The organism is Streptomyces flavofungini, from assembly GCF_030388665.1.
Lineage (GTDB): Bacteria > Actinomycetota > Actinomycetes > Streptomycetales > Streptomycetaceae > Streptomyces > Streptomyces flavofungini_A.
Genome location: NZ_CP128846.1, coordinates 8,435,175 through 8,449,070, shown reverse-complemented (window position 1 = coordinate 8,449,070; position 13,896 = coordinate 8,435,175). Strand labels below are relative to the sequence as shown.

Below are 13,896 nucleotides of genomic sequence, written 5' to 3'. Positions count from 1 at the left end.
GTCTCCTCACTGCATGACCCGCGCGACGCCGAAGATCTCGGTCTTCTCGCGGCCTCAAGCGGGTCTCGTGGTATCCCGCACTCCCCATCGCGCCGCCCCTATCAGCCTGCGTGCACGCGATCAGGGACGCCACACGGGCGAGATGAAGTAATCCGTGTACCCCCAGCTCGAACGACAAGTCATGACTTTTACGCGGAACACCGACGGGTGACCGGGACGGTCGTCGGCCCATCGACGATTCGTGCTGCCCTTGAGGGCCTCCTCCGTCGCCGTGGCGATGACGGCGTCCCCTGGGTCGAGGTGCGGCAGGGCGGCCATGACGAGGGGGAAGTGGGCATAGGCGTTGGTCTTGAAGGTCCGGTCCCAGTCCTGCGCGGTCAGCTGCTCCAGCTCGAGTTTGCTGTTCAGGCAGGCCGCGTTGCCCACCAGGATGTTCAGCCTCCCGAACTCAGCCACCGTCCGGGCCACCACGCCCTGGCAGACGGCTGCGTCCTTCAGGTCGCCGGGAAGCGGCAGGCACCTGCGTCCCGTCTCCTCGACCATTCGCCGGGTGTCGTCCGCATCGAGTTGTTCCTCAGGGAGGTAGACGATGGCCACGTCGGCGCCTCCGCGGGCGTACAGCAGCGCGATGGCCCGGCCCGATCCCGCAGTCGCCGCCGGTGATGCGCGCGGTCTTGCCGGCCGGTTCGTCCGCCGCTTTGCGGCGCTCCGCGCGGAAGCGGGGGCTCGGCTCCATGTCCCTTTCCAGGCCCGGGGGTTGCTGCTTGTGCACGGGGAAGTCCGGGGTGGGGTCCACGGCCCCTTGCGGAGTGTCGCGTCCGGGCCCGACTGCCGCCCCGGGCGTGGTCGTTCGTCCCGTCATGCCGTCGTTCCGTTCGATGTCCGTAAGGATCTTGGGGCGAGGGCCGGGTTCCCACGGCCTGCGTACGGAAACCGGGGCTCCGACGTGGCCGGGACCCCGGTGGGTCCTCCGGCGACATGCGAAGGACTGTGGTGGACGCGGGATCCCGCACGGTGCGGCCGACCGTCGTGGACGCCGAGGGGCTGGTCATGGGCGGCACCGCCGCGGCGCCGGCCGACGGCGCGTCCGTGCGATGCGGGCAGCCGGGCAGATGCTGTCTGCCGCAGACGTCCGGTACGGCGGATGTCTGCGGGAGCGGGGTGGCCGGAGTCTGCGCCGCGATCAGTGCTGGGGTGCGGTTGGGAGCCGGACAGAGGCCGCCGCTCGGCAGTGGTCCCGGGAGCGGGACGGCCGACATCGATGCGCGTCCGGAGAGCGTGGCACACCTCGATCAGGCCGAGGGCGATGGCCATGATGCCCGCCGCCGGGGTGAGCGCGCCGATCCAGGTGAACGGCGAGACGATCAGCACGCCGCCCGCCACCATGCCGACGATCCCGGTGAAGAGCGCCCAGCCCCGCGGCGGCGCGTCCGGGGCCGAGGCTGCCGTTGCCGTTGCCGTTGCCGTTGCCGTGACCATGGTCCCGCGCAGCAGCCAGCTGAAGCCGATCCACAGAGCGAGCAGCAGGGTCGACTGCTGGGTGCCGCGGAAGCAGATCAGCCCGTCCGCAGCCTCCCGCAGTCTCACCCGGCAGACCGCCGGAAGCGGGCCTGCCCGATGATCTACGGCAATGTCATGAGCCTGATCTACGGCATGGTCATGAGCCGCCGACCGGCACGAGTACCCGAATCGTCACTCACGTCAGACCCATGATCGGCGATTTCACGACGCACACCACTCACACGATGCACACCGCTCACTTGACCACGCGGACGGTGCGGAATTCAGGGTCAGCGGCGTCCGGCAGATGCATACCGGCTTTCACACCAGTCCGCAGGTAGGCAAGGACAGGCTCCGTCAGCCGTTCGCCGGGCAGGATCGCCGGAATGCCCGGCGGGTACGGCGTCACCATCTCCGCCGCGACGCGACCTGGAGCAGCGCTGAGCGGCACGTCTTCCGTGGCGGCGAAGAAGGCGTCGCGCGGCAGACATGCCTGCTCCATCCGCAGACCCGCCGCAGAGGGCACCGCCACCTGCGGCTCCTCGTCCCAGTCCGCCGCCGCGCGGACGACCGCACGCAGCGCCTCCAGCAGGGGCCTTGTGGTGGCGGCACCGTCGGCGTGCGTGATCTGGACATTGATACGCCGGTGGTCGGCCAGGTGCACACTGATGGAGCGCCGCTCGCGCAGCCAGTCCGCCACCCGGTACCCCGACACGTCGCGGGCAGAAAGGTCGACGACGACCGGGAGGGGGTCGAAGCCGTCGGCAAGCCCGGGTCCGCAGAAGTCACGCGCATCGTTGACGTGCAGGCCCTCGATTTCCTCGATGCCCGCGCGGAGTTCGCCTGCGGTCTTCAGCGCGTGGCTGATCAGCGCATGGCCGTTCAGCGCCATCTGCCGGCGCCAGCCGTCCAGGGCCGCGTAGATGAGCACGGAAGGGCTCGTGGTTCCCAGGAGGTCCGCTCGGTTCTTCAGGACCTCGGCCTTGACGAGGTCTCCCTGCAGGTGGAAGACCGACCCCTGTTCCAGGCCACTGCCCATTTTGTGAATGCTCGTCACGCAGACATCCGCGCCCGCGTCCATCGCCCATGTGGGCAGGTCCGAGTGAAACGGCAGATGGGCGCCCCATGCCTCGTCCACGATGAGCGGGCGGCCCCGCCCGTGACACACCTCGGCGATGCCACGCAGGTCCGCGCTGCTTCCGTACGGCGTGGGGCTGGTCACCACAGCACCCCTGGCGCCGGGGTGGGCTGCGAAAGCATCCGCGTACTCCTGCGCGGAGGGAGGGTGAGCCAGATGGCGCTCCTCGTCCCAGCGCGGCTCCACCCACACGGGCTCGATCCCCGAAAGGATCAGCGCCGCCACCACCGATTTGTGGGCGTCCCGCCCGATCAACAGCTGCTGTTCCGGGCCGGCCACCGCCAGCATGGCCGCCTTGACCGAAAGGGAACTACCGCACGTGGTGAAGAACGTGTGGTCGGCGTGGACGGCATCGGCCATCAATTGCTCGGCTTCCTCAAGGTAGCCGCCCCGCGTCCGCCGGTCGTCCAGACCGCCTGTTGCCAGCAGGTCGTGCTGGAAGACCGACTCCCCCAGCAGGAGCCGGACGGCAGGGTCCACTCCCAGTCCCTGCTTGTGCCCCGGCGGCGAGAACGACAGCACGCCCCGCCGATGGTAGGCGTCGACAGCTTCCAGCACGGGGGCTCGCGAATGATCCAGCGACATACCGACTGGGTTCCCCAGCTCACAGCACCTTTAACAGGCAGCCGAGCCGCCCTCCCCCGGCATCGAGGACGCCTGCGCGACCTCGATGACGTCGGGCGAGACAACAGCCTGCTGACTGCGGCGCCCTCGCCCTCCTGAGGGGCTCAGACGACGCCGTGGGCAGAGCGGACAAGGACCGGCCCGGTCCCCACGGCACGATGTCCACCCGATACGCGCAAGCATGCTCGGGCCGTGGCGGGGCACCTGGAGCGCTGGCAGCTCACATCGACTCACGGAAGGCAGACACATGGAGATCTCAGGGATCATCACCGCCATCGTGATCGGCACAGTGATCGGAGTCCTGGGCCGCCTCGTCCTCCCGGGCCGTCAGCACATCGGCATCCTGTGGACCCTCGCCGTCGGCATCGCCGCCGCCCTGGTCGGCACCGCGATCGCCGGTGCCGTCGGCGTCGCCGATACCAAGGGCGTCGACTGGATCGAAATCATCATCCAGGTCGCTCTCGCCGCCGTGGGTGTCGCGGGCCTCGATCGCCTCAAAGGGCGACGCTGACATCACGAGGCATCTCTTCGCGCACCGGGACCAGTCCAGCTCGCCCCGGGATCCCGGTTCATCGAGGACCAGGCGGTGAAGTCTGGCCCACACCCCGCGCCGAGGACCTCAGTTCATCCGCGCGCGGCCGGCGCCCGTGCGACGACGTGCCTGGGCACGGTCGAGCGCGGTACTCGGCCCGGAACCGGCGGCGCACATCCTCGTCGAGGACGATGCCGTGCATGTAGGCCGCTTCCTGAGGATCATCTGATCGTTGGTTGATGTGTGTCGTTGACTGATGCCCCGTGGACGCACATTGAGCCGTTGCTGCCCGACCGGATGTCTCGGCGGGGCGGGCGGTGGCGGGATCACCGGCAGGTGATCGACGCGATCGCGTTCAAGAAGTACCGCACCGGGACGCCGTGGATGGACCTGCCCGAGCACTTCGGTTCCTGGAAGGGCGCCCACAACCGGCTGCGGATGTGGGCCGCCGAGGGCACCTGGGAGAAGGTCTTCACCGCCCTGTTCGCCCAAGCCGACGCCGACAGCGACCTCGACTGGGTCGTCGCGGTCGACTCCACCATCGTCCGGGCTCACCAGCACGCCGCCGGGACCCGTCACAAGGGGCGCCGGCTGACGAACCGGACGACCATGCCCTCGGACGGTCCCGCGGCGGACTGACCACCAAGATCCACCGCGCGGCCGACGGCCTCTGCCGGCCGCTCGCATGCGTCATCACGCCTGGGCAGGCTGGCGACGCACCCGCATTCGAGCAGGTCATGGCCCGGATCCGAGTACCCCGGCCGGCAGGCAGGCCTCGGACTGCACCGGCTGTTGTCCTCGCGGACAAGGCGTATTCGTCCCGGGCGATCCGCCGGCATCTTCGGCACCGCGCAATCCGGGCAGTCGTCCGCGGCCCGCGGACCAGACCGTGAACCGTCACCGGCTGGGCAGTCGCGGCGGCCGGCCGCCGCCTTCAGGCCGTCCTGCCGGAAGCGGGCGGAGGGCCGGCCAGGCCCTGCCTCGCCCTGCGAAAGCGGCGTGCCACGGGTGGGGTCGGACGGCACTATCTAGTTGCCATTTCAGAAACTAGATGCGAGTCTCGTAACTGAAAGGAAGCGTTCCGCAGGAGGGATCAGTCTTGGAGCGAGAGCTTGATGCGGCCGGCCAGCTGGGGTTCATCGATGGAGCCCCCAAACTGAACAAGCCCGCCGGGGCCGGTGAGCGCGTCCTGGGGGTGGCCTCTGCCGCCGCCTTGCTGTCCGGATTGGCCGTCGCCAGCACCCACAGCACCCCAGCCGCACTGGGTGTTCTGACTCTCCTGGCGGCCGTGGCACTGATGATGGGGTGGTACTGGTTCCATCTGAGCGCCACACGCCGCAGGCCGCACTCCACGGCGGAGAACGCGACGTTGGTCTTCGCCACCGTGATGCTCGGCGCCCCGGGGTCCAAGATTCTCTGGGACAGCCCAGCGCCTCTGGCGGCGGCACTGACCGCAGCGGCGCTGCCGACCGCCGGCTTCCTGATCTACCTCGTGCTGCGGTGGAGGCGCTGAGCATGGCGAGCGAGCACCCACGCACGCGCCTCGTGACGGTGATGCACTCCCCCGTTCGCTTGGCGATTCTCGGCACTCTGCGCCATGTTCAGCAGGTGACCTTCGCCGACCTGCGCGAGGCGCTGGACCTGTCCGCCGCCGAGTTGTCGCGCCAGCTGGGCATCCTGGAGAAGGATGAGCTGGTGGAGATCGCAAAGCTGCGTGAGCGGCGTCGGCCGGTGACACAGGTCCGGCTCTCGGAGTCCGGACGTGAGCGGTTCGAGGAATACCTCGCGCACCTTCGCCTGGTCGTGCAAAGCGACATTCCCTGAAAGCCGGGTGGATGGCTGCATGTGCCCATCCACCCGGCTTCCGCGCGGTTATGCCACTACACCCGCGGCCAGTCGGAGGCTAGCTCCACGGCATCGCACACCAGACGGCATAGCCGCCCAGCGCGGACGCGAGGCCGACGACACCGCCCTTCACGCCAATCTTGATTCCCCGCTTAGCGGCTTCCTTGGTGATCAGCTTGGCCGCCTGCTTCCAGTGCTTGCCCTTGATGGCATTCACGATGGCGGTACTGGAGCCCACGAGGCCGCCCAGGCCAACGCCCCTGAGGACGCAGGAGGCATAGCTGCGCTTGACGCGCTTGGATTCCGACTTGTTCAGGCCCGCGAACTCTTCGGCCAGGGCATCGGCGAGGTCCGCGCCGTACTCGGCACGGGTCTTGTCGTAGTCGAAGATGCCCTCGGCATCGTAGATCTTGCCGTCGAATATCGCCTCAAGGTAGCCCGCGAGTTCGTCGAGCTGCTGTTCCGTGACGCCGTCCGTGGATACGGCGGCCGTTGGGCGAGCATCCCGAGGAGCAGCAGCGTTGGCGATACCGATACCGGAAACACCGACGGCGGCGGCACAGACAGTGGACACGAAAGCGGTCCGAAGACGCATACGGTTCACGTACACTTCCCTTTGCGTGATAGCGCGCAGGGGTGGAGCCCGACGAAGCCAACGGCCTGCGAAACCTTTCGGCTTCGCCTGGTTCCCCCCTGCTTCTTGCGTTGAGCCCTCGATGGTTTGGTCAGAACCTCCGAGCGGGCATTACGAACCGTATCCCTCAGGTGACCCTGTTTCAAATCACGCCAAGGTGAGGGAACTCACATCACCAGGGGTATCTCGCCCTATCCTGAGGCAATTTGAGAAACAGAGGACCTAAGCCCCTTGCTTGCTACACGGGTTGAGCTCGCGCCTCCGCAACTGCTCAATACGTAATGCCTGTCTGACGGCACGACGTATTGACCGCTCGAGCACCCGGTCCGTAGAAGTCGCGCGGGGGACGACACGGCACAACGCCTCCACGGTCCTCCGGCTCCGAATCGGCCTCGGACGCCAGCTGTGGCAACGGGCGGCGCTGATGCAGGCTCCGTTCGGATGAACCGCGCCCAGGCGGGCACCGGGCGCTCGGCCCGGGAGGTTTGCAGACAGTGGCATCGGGCGTGAAGACCGCGCCTGGTGGTCGCCTTACGGACGCCGTTTCACGCCACCGTCGCGAAGACCCGGGCGTCGCAGCAATCCAGGTGAGGCAGAGCGGCAGCAAGTGCCGCAAGACAGCTAGATCGTTTCCTGCGGGTCACCGTGCTGACCAGATGATGGCGGCGAGGTGGAGTCCGGCGGTGTCGGTCTTGTCGTAGCGGGTGGCCAGGCCGCGCCATTGCGTGAGCTTGTTGATGCACCGCTCGACGGTGTTGCGCTCCTGGCCATGCTCGCCCGCGCTTTCCTGGCCGTCCTCGCGGCCCAGGCCGCCGAAAAGGGGGCAGCAGAAACGACATCACCAACACCATCCACCTCACCGTGGCAGAGGTCCGGCGGCTCCTGGACGTACTGCTTCCCCGCCCCGAGCCCCGAGGCGGCACCATCACACACGCCCCGAACTGGTCCCACTGGCGCAGACACCATCAGGCCACAGCACGGCACTGCCACTACCGAAGAAGAACCAGCTCAGGCAACGATTTCTGACTGGAGTACTAGTTGTACAGCGCCTTCTCAAGCGCTGCGCCCATGGCGTCGTGATCGGTGCCCGTCGGGTCGTGGAAGCCCACGTCGTTCTTGGCGAAGGCCCCCTCGGGTGACGGCAGGAGGGTGATGCCGTACTCCTGCGGGTTCTGGCCGACCGGTGACTGCACGGTGGCGGTGAAGCGGTGGAAGAAGCCGGACTGGATGCAGTCGGCCTCGAAGAGCTGGCGCACGTAGTCCAGCGCGTCCACGGTGTCCTGCACGGTCTGGGTCGGGAAGCCGTACATCAGATGGGCGTGCACGAGAATACCGGCGTCCGTGAACCCCCTTGCCACCCGCGCCGCTTGAGCAACGGATACGCCCTTCGTCATTTTCAGCAGGCGGTCGGGTGCCACTTCAAGACCGCCGGAAAATGGCGATGCGTCCAGATTCGGCGAGGAGCTGTGCCAGTTCCGGAGTGAAGGACTTCTCGAAACGGATGTTGCCCCACCAGGTAATGGCGACCTGCCGACGCAGCAGTTCCTCAGCCATGGCCCTGAGCATCTTGGGCGGTGCCGCTTCGTCACGAAGTGGAAGCCGGTCTGGCCGGTTTCCGCGACGACGGCTTCGGCTTCCATACGGTCGACGAGGAGCTCGGCCGTCGCGGTTTCGTACCGCGAGATGCAGTCGAGCGAGACATCGCAGAAGCTGCATTTCTTCCAGTAGCAGCCGTGGGCGATGGTCAGTTCGTTCCAGTGTCCGTCGCTCCACAGCCGGTGCATGGGGTTGAGCGTGTCGAGCAGCGACGGGTAGCTGCGCAGGGGGAGGCCGTCCCAGGTCGGCGTGCCCGTCTCGGCGAAGGGGACATCCGGTTCCGGCCAGGCGTGTTAGCGGACGGCGCCGTCTTCGCGTACGAAGGTGCGCACCAGACGGTCAGCGGTGCGCTCACCGTCGTCCAGGGTGACGAAGTCGACGTAGTCGAACACTCGCGGCTCGGCCAGTTCCCGCAGCTCGGTGTTGACGTAGCCGCCGCCGAGGCACACCGGCGGGTCGGGGCGGCGACGCTTGATGGACTGCGCGATACGGAACGCGGCGTAGACCGCACCGGGGAAGGGCACCGACAACAGCACCACGGTGGGCTGATGCCGTTCTAGGGCCTCTGTGGTCAGTTCGTCCAGTATCGAGTCGATCAGCGTCGGCGGTGCGGCCAGTGCGTCGGCCAGCGGGTCGAAATCCGGCGGCGACATGGCCAGCGAATCGGCGTACCGCACGCCACGGCTTCCCCGGAAGCACCTCGACCATGTAGATGGCTGGTGCCGGACGAGTCATGGGAGCTGTTCCAGCACGTGGTACCGGAAGCGCCATCGCGGCCTCACCGCAGGCCGCCCCCGTCGGTCTCCGACCACACCTCGTACGCCCGGGGGCGGAGGCCGACCTGGACGGTGCTGCGGTGCACCGGGCGGGGTCAGGGGGGAGTGAGGCTGTCGAGTTGAGCGGCGAGGTCGGGGTGGGTGGCGGCCAGGTGGGGGCGGGTGGCGGTCAGGGGGGCGATGAGGTCGGCGGGGTCGTTGTGGGCGAGAGCCGCGTGCAGCTCGCTGAGCGGGCGGCGGGCGGCGGCGGGCAGGTCGGTGAGGGCGGTGATCTGGCCCGCGAGGCGGCGCAGGTCGGCGGCGTTGTGGCGGGCCCACGTGGCGGTGGTGCGCTTGGCGGCCCGGGCCTGGCGGGTGGCGGTGACGCGCTGTTCGCCGGTGGTTCCGGCGGGGCCGGGGCGGCCGCGCAGGTAGCGGCGCTCGGCGGCCTGACGGCTGGTGACGCCGAGGGGCTGGGCGAGGTCGGCCCAGCTGGCGCCCGCGTCGCGGGCGGTTTCGATCAGGCCGGTCTCCCATCCGGCGAGCTGTTCGCGCACCTGCCGCAGCAGCATCAGGGAGGCCAGGGCCTGCTCCGCACCCGGCTCGGCGCCGGGGCCACCAGGGGTCTCGTGCTGAGCTGTGCGCAGGGCGTCGTTGATGGTGTGGAGCGCCGCCGCGGCGGCGAGGAACGACGCCGGGCTCTGGGCGTCGGTGCTGGTGGTGGACGGCTGATCTGCTGTGGTCACGGGCACCTCCCTCGCTTGTGTCATCACATCGACGACATCATGTTTGTCATCCATTGGATGACATGTTACAACGGTGTCAGTGCAGCGCATTGGCAGCAACTGCCGACAACCCGCTGGAGGTGTTTCACGATGTTGATGCGCACTGACCCCTTCCGTGAGCTGGACCGCCTGGCGCAGCAGCTGATGGGCCCGGGCACCTGGTCGAAGCCGTCGGCGATGCCGATGGACGCCTACCGCGAGGGCGACGAGTACGTGGTGGCCTTCGACCTCCCCGGTGTCGCCGCGGATGCGATCGACATCGATGTGGAGCGGAACATGCTCACCGTCAAGGCCGAGCGGCGCCCGGTGGCGAAGGCCGACGAAGTGCAGATGGAGCTGTCCGAGCGGCCGCTGGGCGTCTTCTCCCGCCAGATCGTGCTCGCCGACACCCTCGACACCGAGCACATCCAGGCCGACTACGACGCGGGCGTGCTCACCCTGCGCATCCCGATCGCCGAGCGCGCCAAGCCCCGCAAGATCTCCATCGGCGTCGGCTCCGACCGCAAGGAGATCTCCGGCTGACTGCAGTCAGCCGGACCGGCGCGGAGGGCAGGCACCTGATCTCCCCCTCAGCACCCGTCCTCCGCACCCCTGGACAGTCCGAACAGGAAAGGGGCGGCCGAGATGGCTCTGCGACGCGAAGCGTTCCTCGACCACGTGAGAGAACGCGGTGAGTACGACACCGTGCAGGAAGCGGAGCGGGCGGCCCGCGTGGTCCTCGCCCTGCTCGGCGCGCACCTGGTCGGCGAGGTCCGAGCCAAGCTCGCCGCACGCCTGCCGGAGGGCTTCGCCCTGATCCTGCTCAACCCGCTGCAGAGCGCCGAACCGCTGTCCCCCGAACGGTTCGTCCGCGCGACCGCGGCCTGGATCGAGGGCGCCACCGAGCACACCGCGACCTGGGACGTCAGCGCCGTCCTGTCCACGGTCGCCGACACCGCCGGCGAGGACCTGATGGGGCAGATCCTGCTCCAGCTCCCCGCCGGCTACGACCTCCTCTTCGGCCGCCCACAACCCACCTGACCAAGACCTGGGGTGGTGCCACGCCCCCGGGCGCCACCCCGTCCCGGCTCCGATGAAAGGCATGCACCGCAGTGATCACCGACGTACGCGCACCTCAAGGGCACCAGCAGCCGTACGGGACGGCGTACGAGCAGATGCTGGAGAAAGTCCGCTACGAGGGTGCCTATCCCACCCGGGAGAGGGCCGAGGAAGCCGTCCGCCTCGTCCTGGGAGGGCTCGGGCGTCAGCTGACCGGCGACGAACGCGTCGATCTGGCCGCCTGCCTGCCCCTGGAGGCCGCACGCGTCCTGACCGCACAGATCCCCGACACCGAGCCGCTGACCGGCTGGGCCTTCGTCAAGGACCTCGCCGCCCGCTCCGGCGCCTCCCTGGCCACCACCCGCTGGGACACCGGCTCCGTCTTCGCCGCCGTCACAGCACACGCCTCCCCCGACCTGATCACCCGCATCCTGCACCAGCTTCCCAACGGCTACGCCCTGCTGTTCGGCCGCGCCGAACTCGCCCCGGCGGCGTGAGCGGGCACGCGGCCCCAACAGAAGCCCGCCCCGCTCCCGCCGACCCGGTCCCCGTATAGGGGAAGTCCCCGATCCGCGCGATCGGGGACTTCCCCTTGCCGGTCACCGTCCGGGCCACGCCGGCCGATCATCGGTACGAGCGGGAGCGCTTCGCAGGTTCGCATCGCCCGGGGAATGTGCGGCCCCCGCGATCGTCAGTCGACCTTCGGTCCGTGCCGCTGGGACGCACGGACCGTGAAGGAGTGGCCTGCCGGGTCCGAGAACAGACGTGTCTCCGTGGGCCCACCACGGCCCGACGCTTCGATCGGGGTACCGCCCAGGCCCACGATGTGCCGTTCGACCTCATCGAGGTCTCCGGAGTCGACGAGGAAGTCGACATGGGCCTGGAGCGAATCCTCGGGCCTGGGCCAGCTGGGCGGGGTGGCGTTGAGATCAAGACGGAACCCCATGCGTAGCCCGCTGGGCGCCTGGATGTCGATGCGGCTGCCACTGGTGTCCGGGCACTGCTCGGCGTTGAGCAACTTCAGGTAGAACTGGGCGAGTTCCTCAGGATTCGAGCAGTCCAGCACGATCGTGCCCTCGGTGATCAGTCCCATGCCGCCTCCTTCGCTCGTGCATCGAGTGTCCAAGGCGGCACTCGACAAACCGGAACCGCGTGCAAGCACCGTGGCCCGACCCCACGGCGTCGGGCATCCGCTCTGTGCGAGCCGCCTCAGGAGGCGAGGAGGGAGTCGTCCTCGACGTTCGTCCCCGGCAGCCGATGCCGCGCCGCGACGAGGGCCGCGTCGATGTCCCGGGTGCCGGTGCTCACGCACAGCGTGTAGGCGATGTCGTCCATGCGCTTCCGCACGTCTTCGGTGCCGTTCTCCGCTTGCAGGACACGCAGGGTGTCGTACTGCTCGACGAGGTTGGCCAGAACAGCGGGGTGCGCCATCAGCATGGTGACTCCTTCGGTTGTCTCGCGCGGCGGCGAACTGTGCCGCCACCCCTGTACCCCCACTTCGCGCGCGCACGCTCCGTGACGAGGGGACGATATCCAGCTCCAGGATTCTCACCTGTCTGGCTCTGCGATATCCGCCGGCTTTCGGGTACACCACCTCAATGCACCCACACAGTCACTCCGTCCTGGCTGCCTCCGGCAGCACCTCGCTGGCCCTCATCATCGTCGGCATCGTCGTGGTCCTCGGCCTCCTCGCCATGTTCGTCGCGGGCCGCCGCCGCGCCGCCCGCCGCACCCGCAGCACACCTGCCCACGGCGGCAGGCCACCCGGCGCAGAGACCCAGCGCGGTGACACCTGGCAGACCCCCGACGACGACCCCGACCAGGGCAACCCCCACCGCTGACCGGAGGTCATGAGCGGCAGGGCGTGAGCACCTCGGCGGCGTCACCGCCGTTCGTGGGGCCGACGCCGAATTCGACGTCGGCCGCACGAACAGCACGAATTGCACGAGGTGCACGAGCTGGACCTCGCGAAGCCCGCCGTCAGCTCTGGCCGCGGCCGGTGAGCAGGTCGCGGGCCCGGTCCACCAGTCCCAGGCCAGGGCCCAGCAGTTTGTTGCCGGGCGGCGTGGACGGTCCGGCGGGGTGCGGACGCGTGGGGGCCGTGTTTTTCGCGGAGCGGACCTTTTCTCCCAGTTCGTCCAGGCCCTTCGGGGTCCAGGCCGCGGCGAGCAGCGGGAACAGCCGGGCCTCCTCGTCGCGGACGTGCTCGCTCACTTCGAGTTTCAACCGGGCCACCAGGTGGTCGAAATCCGGCTCCGTCGCATCGAGGCCTTCCAGATCCTTGAGGAGCTGTTCCACCCTCGCGTGGTCCGCGATCTCCTTGTCCGCGATCTCGTCCCCGTCCGGAACGTGCTCGCGCACCGCCGGGTACAGATGCACTTCCTCGGCGACGGAGTGGCGTACCAGCTCGATGGTCAGTTCGTCGGCCAGCTTCCGGCGCTGCTCGTCGCCCACCGGCTGGGATTCGATCCTCGCGAAGAGCTCTTCGACCTCGCGGTGGTCGATGGTGAGTTCCGTGATCACATTTCCGCCGTGCCCCATGTGAGGGCTCCCTTCGGTGTCACTGTTTCGCTGTTTCGCTGTTTCGCTGTCACAGTCCGGTGTGACGCGCTTGCTCGACCCGGTCGCTTCCACGACCAGCCCCAGGGGCTCGTCCGAGCCGACGGTGACGACTTCCTCGCTGCACACACTGACGACCGTTGTCTTCTCCGGGGCGGCGCCTTCGCCGAGCACCCGGACCACCAGGTCCCGATCGCTGACCAGCCCACGCAGCTCGTCCCCCTCCGTCACCAGGACGGCCCCGAGGTCTTGATCGCGCATGAGTCGGGCCACTTCCCTTACGGAAGCGAGCGGTTCGACGGCCACCGGTGCGCCGGTCATGACGTCGCGTACTCGCTGAGCCACGCGTCCCCCTTCATCTTTATTCGTCCCTTTTCATCTCCTTTCGCCCCTTTTCGTTCTTCTTCGTTCTCCTTCGTCAGGTTCCGACGCCCCGGGTACCCGGGGCTATGTGCTCCATTCGCACCATCGGAATCCCCGACTCCGCCCGGCAGGGGGAGCCTGATGGCAACAGCGGGCTTCGGCAGGAGCCCGCGTGTGGAAGGCCCCCGCTCGGGAACCCGGGGGCTACACACGCCGACCGGATCGACCTGGTCGGCCGGAAGGGAGAGGTGGCAACGCATGGGCAGGCTGAAGGCAGCACTCACGCGGGTGCTGGGCCGCAAGAAGGAGGCTGACGGCATCGCGCTGGGCGACGAGCGGCTACGAGCAGAAGGACAGCGACAGAAGCAGCGACCGGACCACGAGGCGCGCGCAGCAAGTCGTGGCAAGGGCGGCCGGGAGGACCGGTAGCCCCGCTGGTGCCGTCCCGGCGGGCTGCCGCACGAGATCCCGTCCACCGGCGAGGCCCTTGCCGGTGCCCCGGACATACCCTCCCCCACGTCTCCGCG

General features: G+C 68.7%; 18 protein-coding genes and 4 pseudogenes. 11 read left to right on the top strand and 11 right to left on the bottom strand.

Going from position 1 to position 13,896, the window contains the following annotated elements; genetic code table 11:
- Positions 1 to 120 precede the first annotated feature (120 nt).
- Positions 121 to 597: an SDR family oxidoreductase gene (locus QUY26_RS36640; RefSeq protein WP_289954425.1), complete on the bottom strand. Its 477-nt coding sequence runs from the start codon at positions 595 to 597 to the stop codon at positions 121 to 123.
- 709 nt (positions 598 to 1,306) lie between these two features.
- Between QUY26_RS36640 and QUY26_RS36635 the strand changes: the two genes are divergently transcribed.
- The gene (locus QUY26_RS36635) at positions 1,307 to 1,621 is read left to right on the top strand and encodes a hypothetical protein (RefSeq protein ID WP_289954423.1); all 315 of its coding nucleotides are present in this window, start codon (positions 1,307 to 1,309) and stop codon (positions 1,619 to 1,621) included.
- 135 nt (positions 1,622 to 1,756) lie between these two features.
- Here QUY26_RS36635 and QUY26_RS36630 read toward each other — a convergent pair whose 3' ends face one another.
- Positions 1,757 to 3,223: an aminotransferase class I/II-fold pyridoxal phosphate-dependent enzyme gene (locus QUY26_RS36630; protein ID WP_289954421.1), complete on the bottom strand. Its 1,467-nt coding sequence runs from the start codon at positions 3,221 to 3,223 to the stop codon at positions 1,757 to 1,759.
- A 286-nt stretch (positions 3,224 to 3,509) separates the two neighbouring features.
- Here QUY26_RS36630 and QUY26_RS36625 point away from each other — a divergent pair, with 286 nt between their 5' ends.
- The 4 genes and pseudogenes from QUY26_RS36625 to QUY26_RS36610 all read left to right on the top strand — a co-directional run bounded on the left by QUY26_RS36625 (position 3,510) and on the right by QUY26_RS36610 (position 5,618).
- Positions 3,510 to 3,773 (top strand): GlsB/YeaQ/YmgE family stress response membrane protein, encoded by a 264-nt coding sequence (locus QUY26_RS36625; RefSeq protein ID WP_289954418.1) that lies wholly within the window; start codon positions 3,510 to 3,512, stop codon positions 3,771 to 3,773.
- A gap of 264 nt (positions 3,774 to 4,037) precedes the next feature.
- Positions 4,038 to 4,725, top strand: a pseudogene (locus QUY26_RS36620) (IS5 family transposase); the annotation flags it as partial.
- A 168-nt stretch (positions 4,726 to 4,893) separates the two neighbouring features.
- Positions 4,894 to 5,307 carry a hypothetical protein gene (locus QUY26_RS36615; protein WP_289954415.1) on the top strand — a complete coding sequence of 138 codons (414 nt, stop codon included), beginning with the start codon at positions 4,894 to 4,896 and terminating at the stop codon, positions 5,305 to 5,307.
- A gap of 2 nt (positions 5,308 to 5,309) precedes the next feature.
- Positions 5,310 to 5,618: a transcriptional regulator gene (locus QUY26_RS36610; RefSeq protein ID WP_289954412.1), complete on the top strand. Its 309-nt coding sequence runs from the start codon at positions 5,310 to 5,312 to the stop codon at positions 5,616 to 5,618.
- A gap of 79 nt (positions 5,619 to 5,697) precedes the next feature.
- Here the strand turns inward: QUY26_RS36610 and QUY26_RS36605 are convergent, their stop codons facing one another.
- Together QUY26_RS36605 and QUY26_RS36600 are read right to left on the bottom strand one after the other, a co-directional pair.
- Complete coding sequence (locus QUY26_RS36605) at positions 5,698 to 6,243, bottom strand: hypothetical protein (protein ID WP_289954410.1); 546 nt, start codon at positions 6,241 to 6,243, stop codon at positions 5,698 to 5,700.
- A gap of 670 nt (positions 6,244 to 6,913) precedes the next feature.
- A pseudogene (locus QUY26_RS36600) lies at positions 6,914 to 7,039 on the bottom strand (IS5/IS1182 family transposase); the annotation flags it as partial.
- On the opposite strand from QUY26_RS36600, the pseudogene QUY26_RS41250 reads away from it, so the two are divergent.
- Positions 7,037 to 7,204 (top strand): annotated as a pseudogene (locus QUY26_RS41250) (IS701 family transposase); the annotation flags it as partial. The pseudogenes QUY26_RS36600 and QUY26_RS41250 overlap by 3 nt on opposite strands.
- 103 nt (positions 7,205 to 7,307) lie before the next feature.
- On the opposite strand, the gene QUY26_RS36595 reads toward QUY26_RS41250, so the two are convergent.
- The 3 genes from QUY26_RS36595 to QUY26_RS36585 all read right to left on the bottom strand — a co-directional run bounded on the left by QUY26_RS36595 (position 7,308) and on the right by QUY26_RS36585 (position 9,370).
- Positions 7,308 to 8,057 (bottom strand): hypothetical protein, encoded by a 750-nt coding sequence (locus QUY26_RS36595; protein ID WP_289954406.1) that lies wholly within the window; start codon positions 8,055 to 8,057, stop codon positions 7,308 to 7,310.
- A 105-nt stretch (positions 8,058 to 8,162) separates the two neighbouring features.
- On the bottom strand, positions 8,163 to 8,546 hold the full coding sequence (locus QUY26_RS36590; protein WP_289954404.1) for a hypothetical protein: 384 nt from the start codon (positions 8,544 to 8,546) through the stop codon (positions 8,163 to 8,165).
- A 194-nt stretch (positions 8,547 to 8,740) separates the two neighbouring features.
- On the bottom strand, positions 8,741 to 9,370 hold the full coding sequence (locus QUY26_RS36585) for a type III effector protein (protein ID WP_289954401.1): 630 nt from the start codon (positions 9,368 to 9,370) through the stop codon (positions 8,741 to 8,743).
- 129 nt (positions 9,371 to 9,499) lie between these two features.
- Here QUY26_RS36585 and QUY26_RS36580 point away from each other — a divergent pair, with 129 nt between their 5' ends.
- The 3 genes from QUY26_RS36580 to QUY26_RS36570 all read left to right on the top strand — a co-directional run bounded on the left by QUY26_RS36580 (position 9,500) and on the right by QUY26_RS36570 (position 10,944).
- Positions 9,500 to 9,931, top strand: a complete 432-nt coding sequence (locus tag QUY26_RS36580; RefSeq protein WP_289954399.1) for an Hsp20/alpha crystallin family protein — start codon at positions 9,500 to 9,502, stop codon at positions 9,929 to 9,931.
- A gap of 102 nt (positions 9,932 to 10,033) precedes the next feature.
- Entirely contained in the window at positions 10,034 to 10,429 is a 396-nt protein-coding gene (locus QUY26_RS36575) for a DUF2267 domain-containing protein (protein WP_289954397.1), read from the top strand.
- A 71-nt stretch (positions 10,430 to 10,500) separates the two neighbouring features.
- On the top strand, positions 10,501 to 10,944 hold the full coding sequence (locus QUY26_RS36570) for a DUF2267 domain-containing protein (RefSeq protein ID WP_289954395.1): 444 nt from the start codon (positions 10,501 to 10,503) through the stop codon (positions 10,942 to 10,944).
- A 194-nt stretch (positions 10,945 to 11,138) separates the two neighbouring features.
- On the opposite strand, the gene QUY26_RS36565 is transcribed toward QUY26_RS36570, so the two are convergent.
- Both QUY26_RS36565 and QUY26_RS36560 read right to left on the bottom strand, forming a co-directional pair.
- The gene (locus QUY26_RS36565) at positions 11,139 to 11,540 is read right to left on the bottom strand and encodes a VOC family protein (protein WP_289954392.1); all 402 of its coding nucleotides are present in this window, start codon (positions 11,538 to 11,540) and stop codon (positions 11,139 to 11,141) included.
- Between the two features lie 116 nt (positions 11,541 to 11,656).
- Positions 11,657 to 11,884, bottom strand: a complete 228-nt coding sequence (locus QUY26_RS36560; protein ID WP_289954390.1) for a DUF5133 domain-containing protein — start codon at positions 11,882 to 11,884, stop codon at positions 11,657 to 11,659.
- A gap of 161 nt (positions 11,885 to 12,045) precedes the next feature.
- Here QUY26_RS36560 and QUY26_RS36555 point away from each other — a divergent pair, with 161 nt between their 5' ends.
- On the top strand, positions 12,046 to 12,288 hold the full coding sequence (locus tag QUY26_RS36555; protein ID WP_289954388.1) for a DUF6479 family protein: 243 nt from the start codon (positions 12,046 to 12,048) through the stop codon (positions 12,286 to 12,288).
- Positions 12,289 to 12,427: 139 nt separating this feature from the next.
- Here the strand turns inward: QUY26_RS36555 and QUY26_RS36550 are convergent, their stop codons facing one another.
- Both QUY26_RS36550 and QUY26_RS36545 read right to left on the bottom strand, forming a co-directional pair.
- The gene (locus QUY26_RS36550) at positions 12,428 to 12,988 is read right to left on the bottom strand and encodes a hemerythrin domain-containing protein (RefSeq protein ID WP_289956347.1); all 561 of its coding nucleotides are present in this window, start codon (positions 12,986 to 12,988) and stop codon (positions 12,428 to 12,430) included.
- A 204-nt stretch (positions 12,989 to 13,192) separates the two neighbouring features.
- Positions 13,193 to 13,327: pseudogene (locus QUY26_RS36545) on the bottom strand (CBS domain-containing protein); the annotation flags it as partial.
- Between the two features lie 300 nt (positions 13,328 to 13,627).
- On the opposite strand from QUY26_RS36545, the gene QUY26_RS36540 reads away from it, so the two are divergent.
- Complete coding sequence (locus tag QUY26_RS36540; RefSeq protein ID WP_289954387.1) at positions 13,628 to 13,798, top strand: hypothetical protein; 171 nt, start codon at positions 13,628 to 13,630, stop codon at positions 13,796 to 13,798.
- Positions 13,799 to 13,896: the final 98 nt, after the last annotated feature.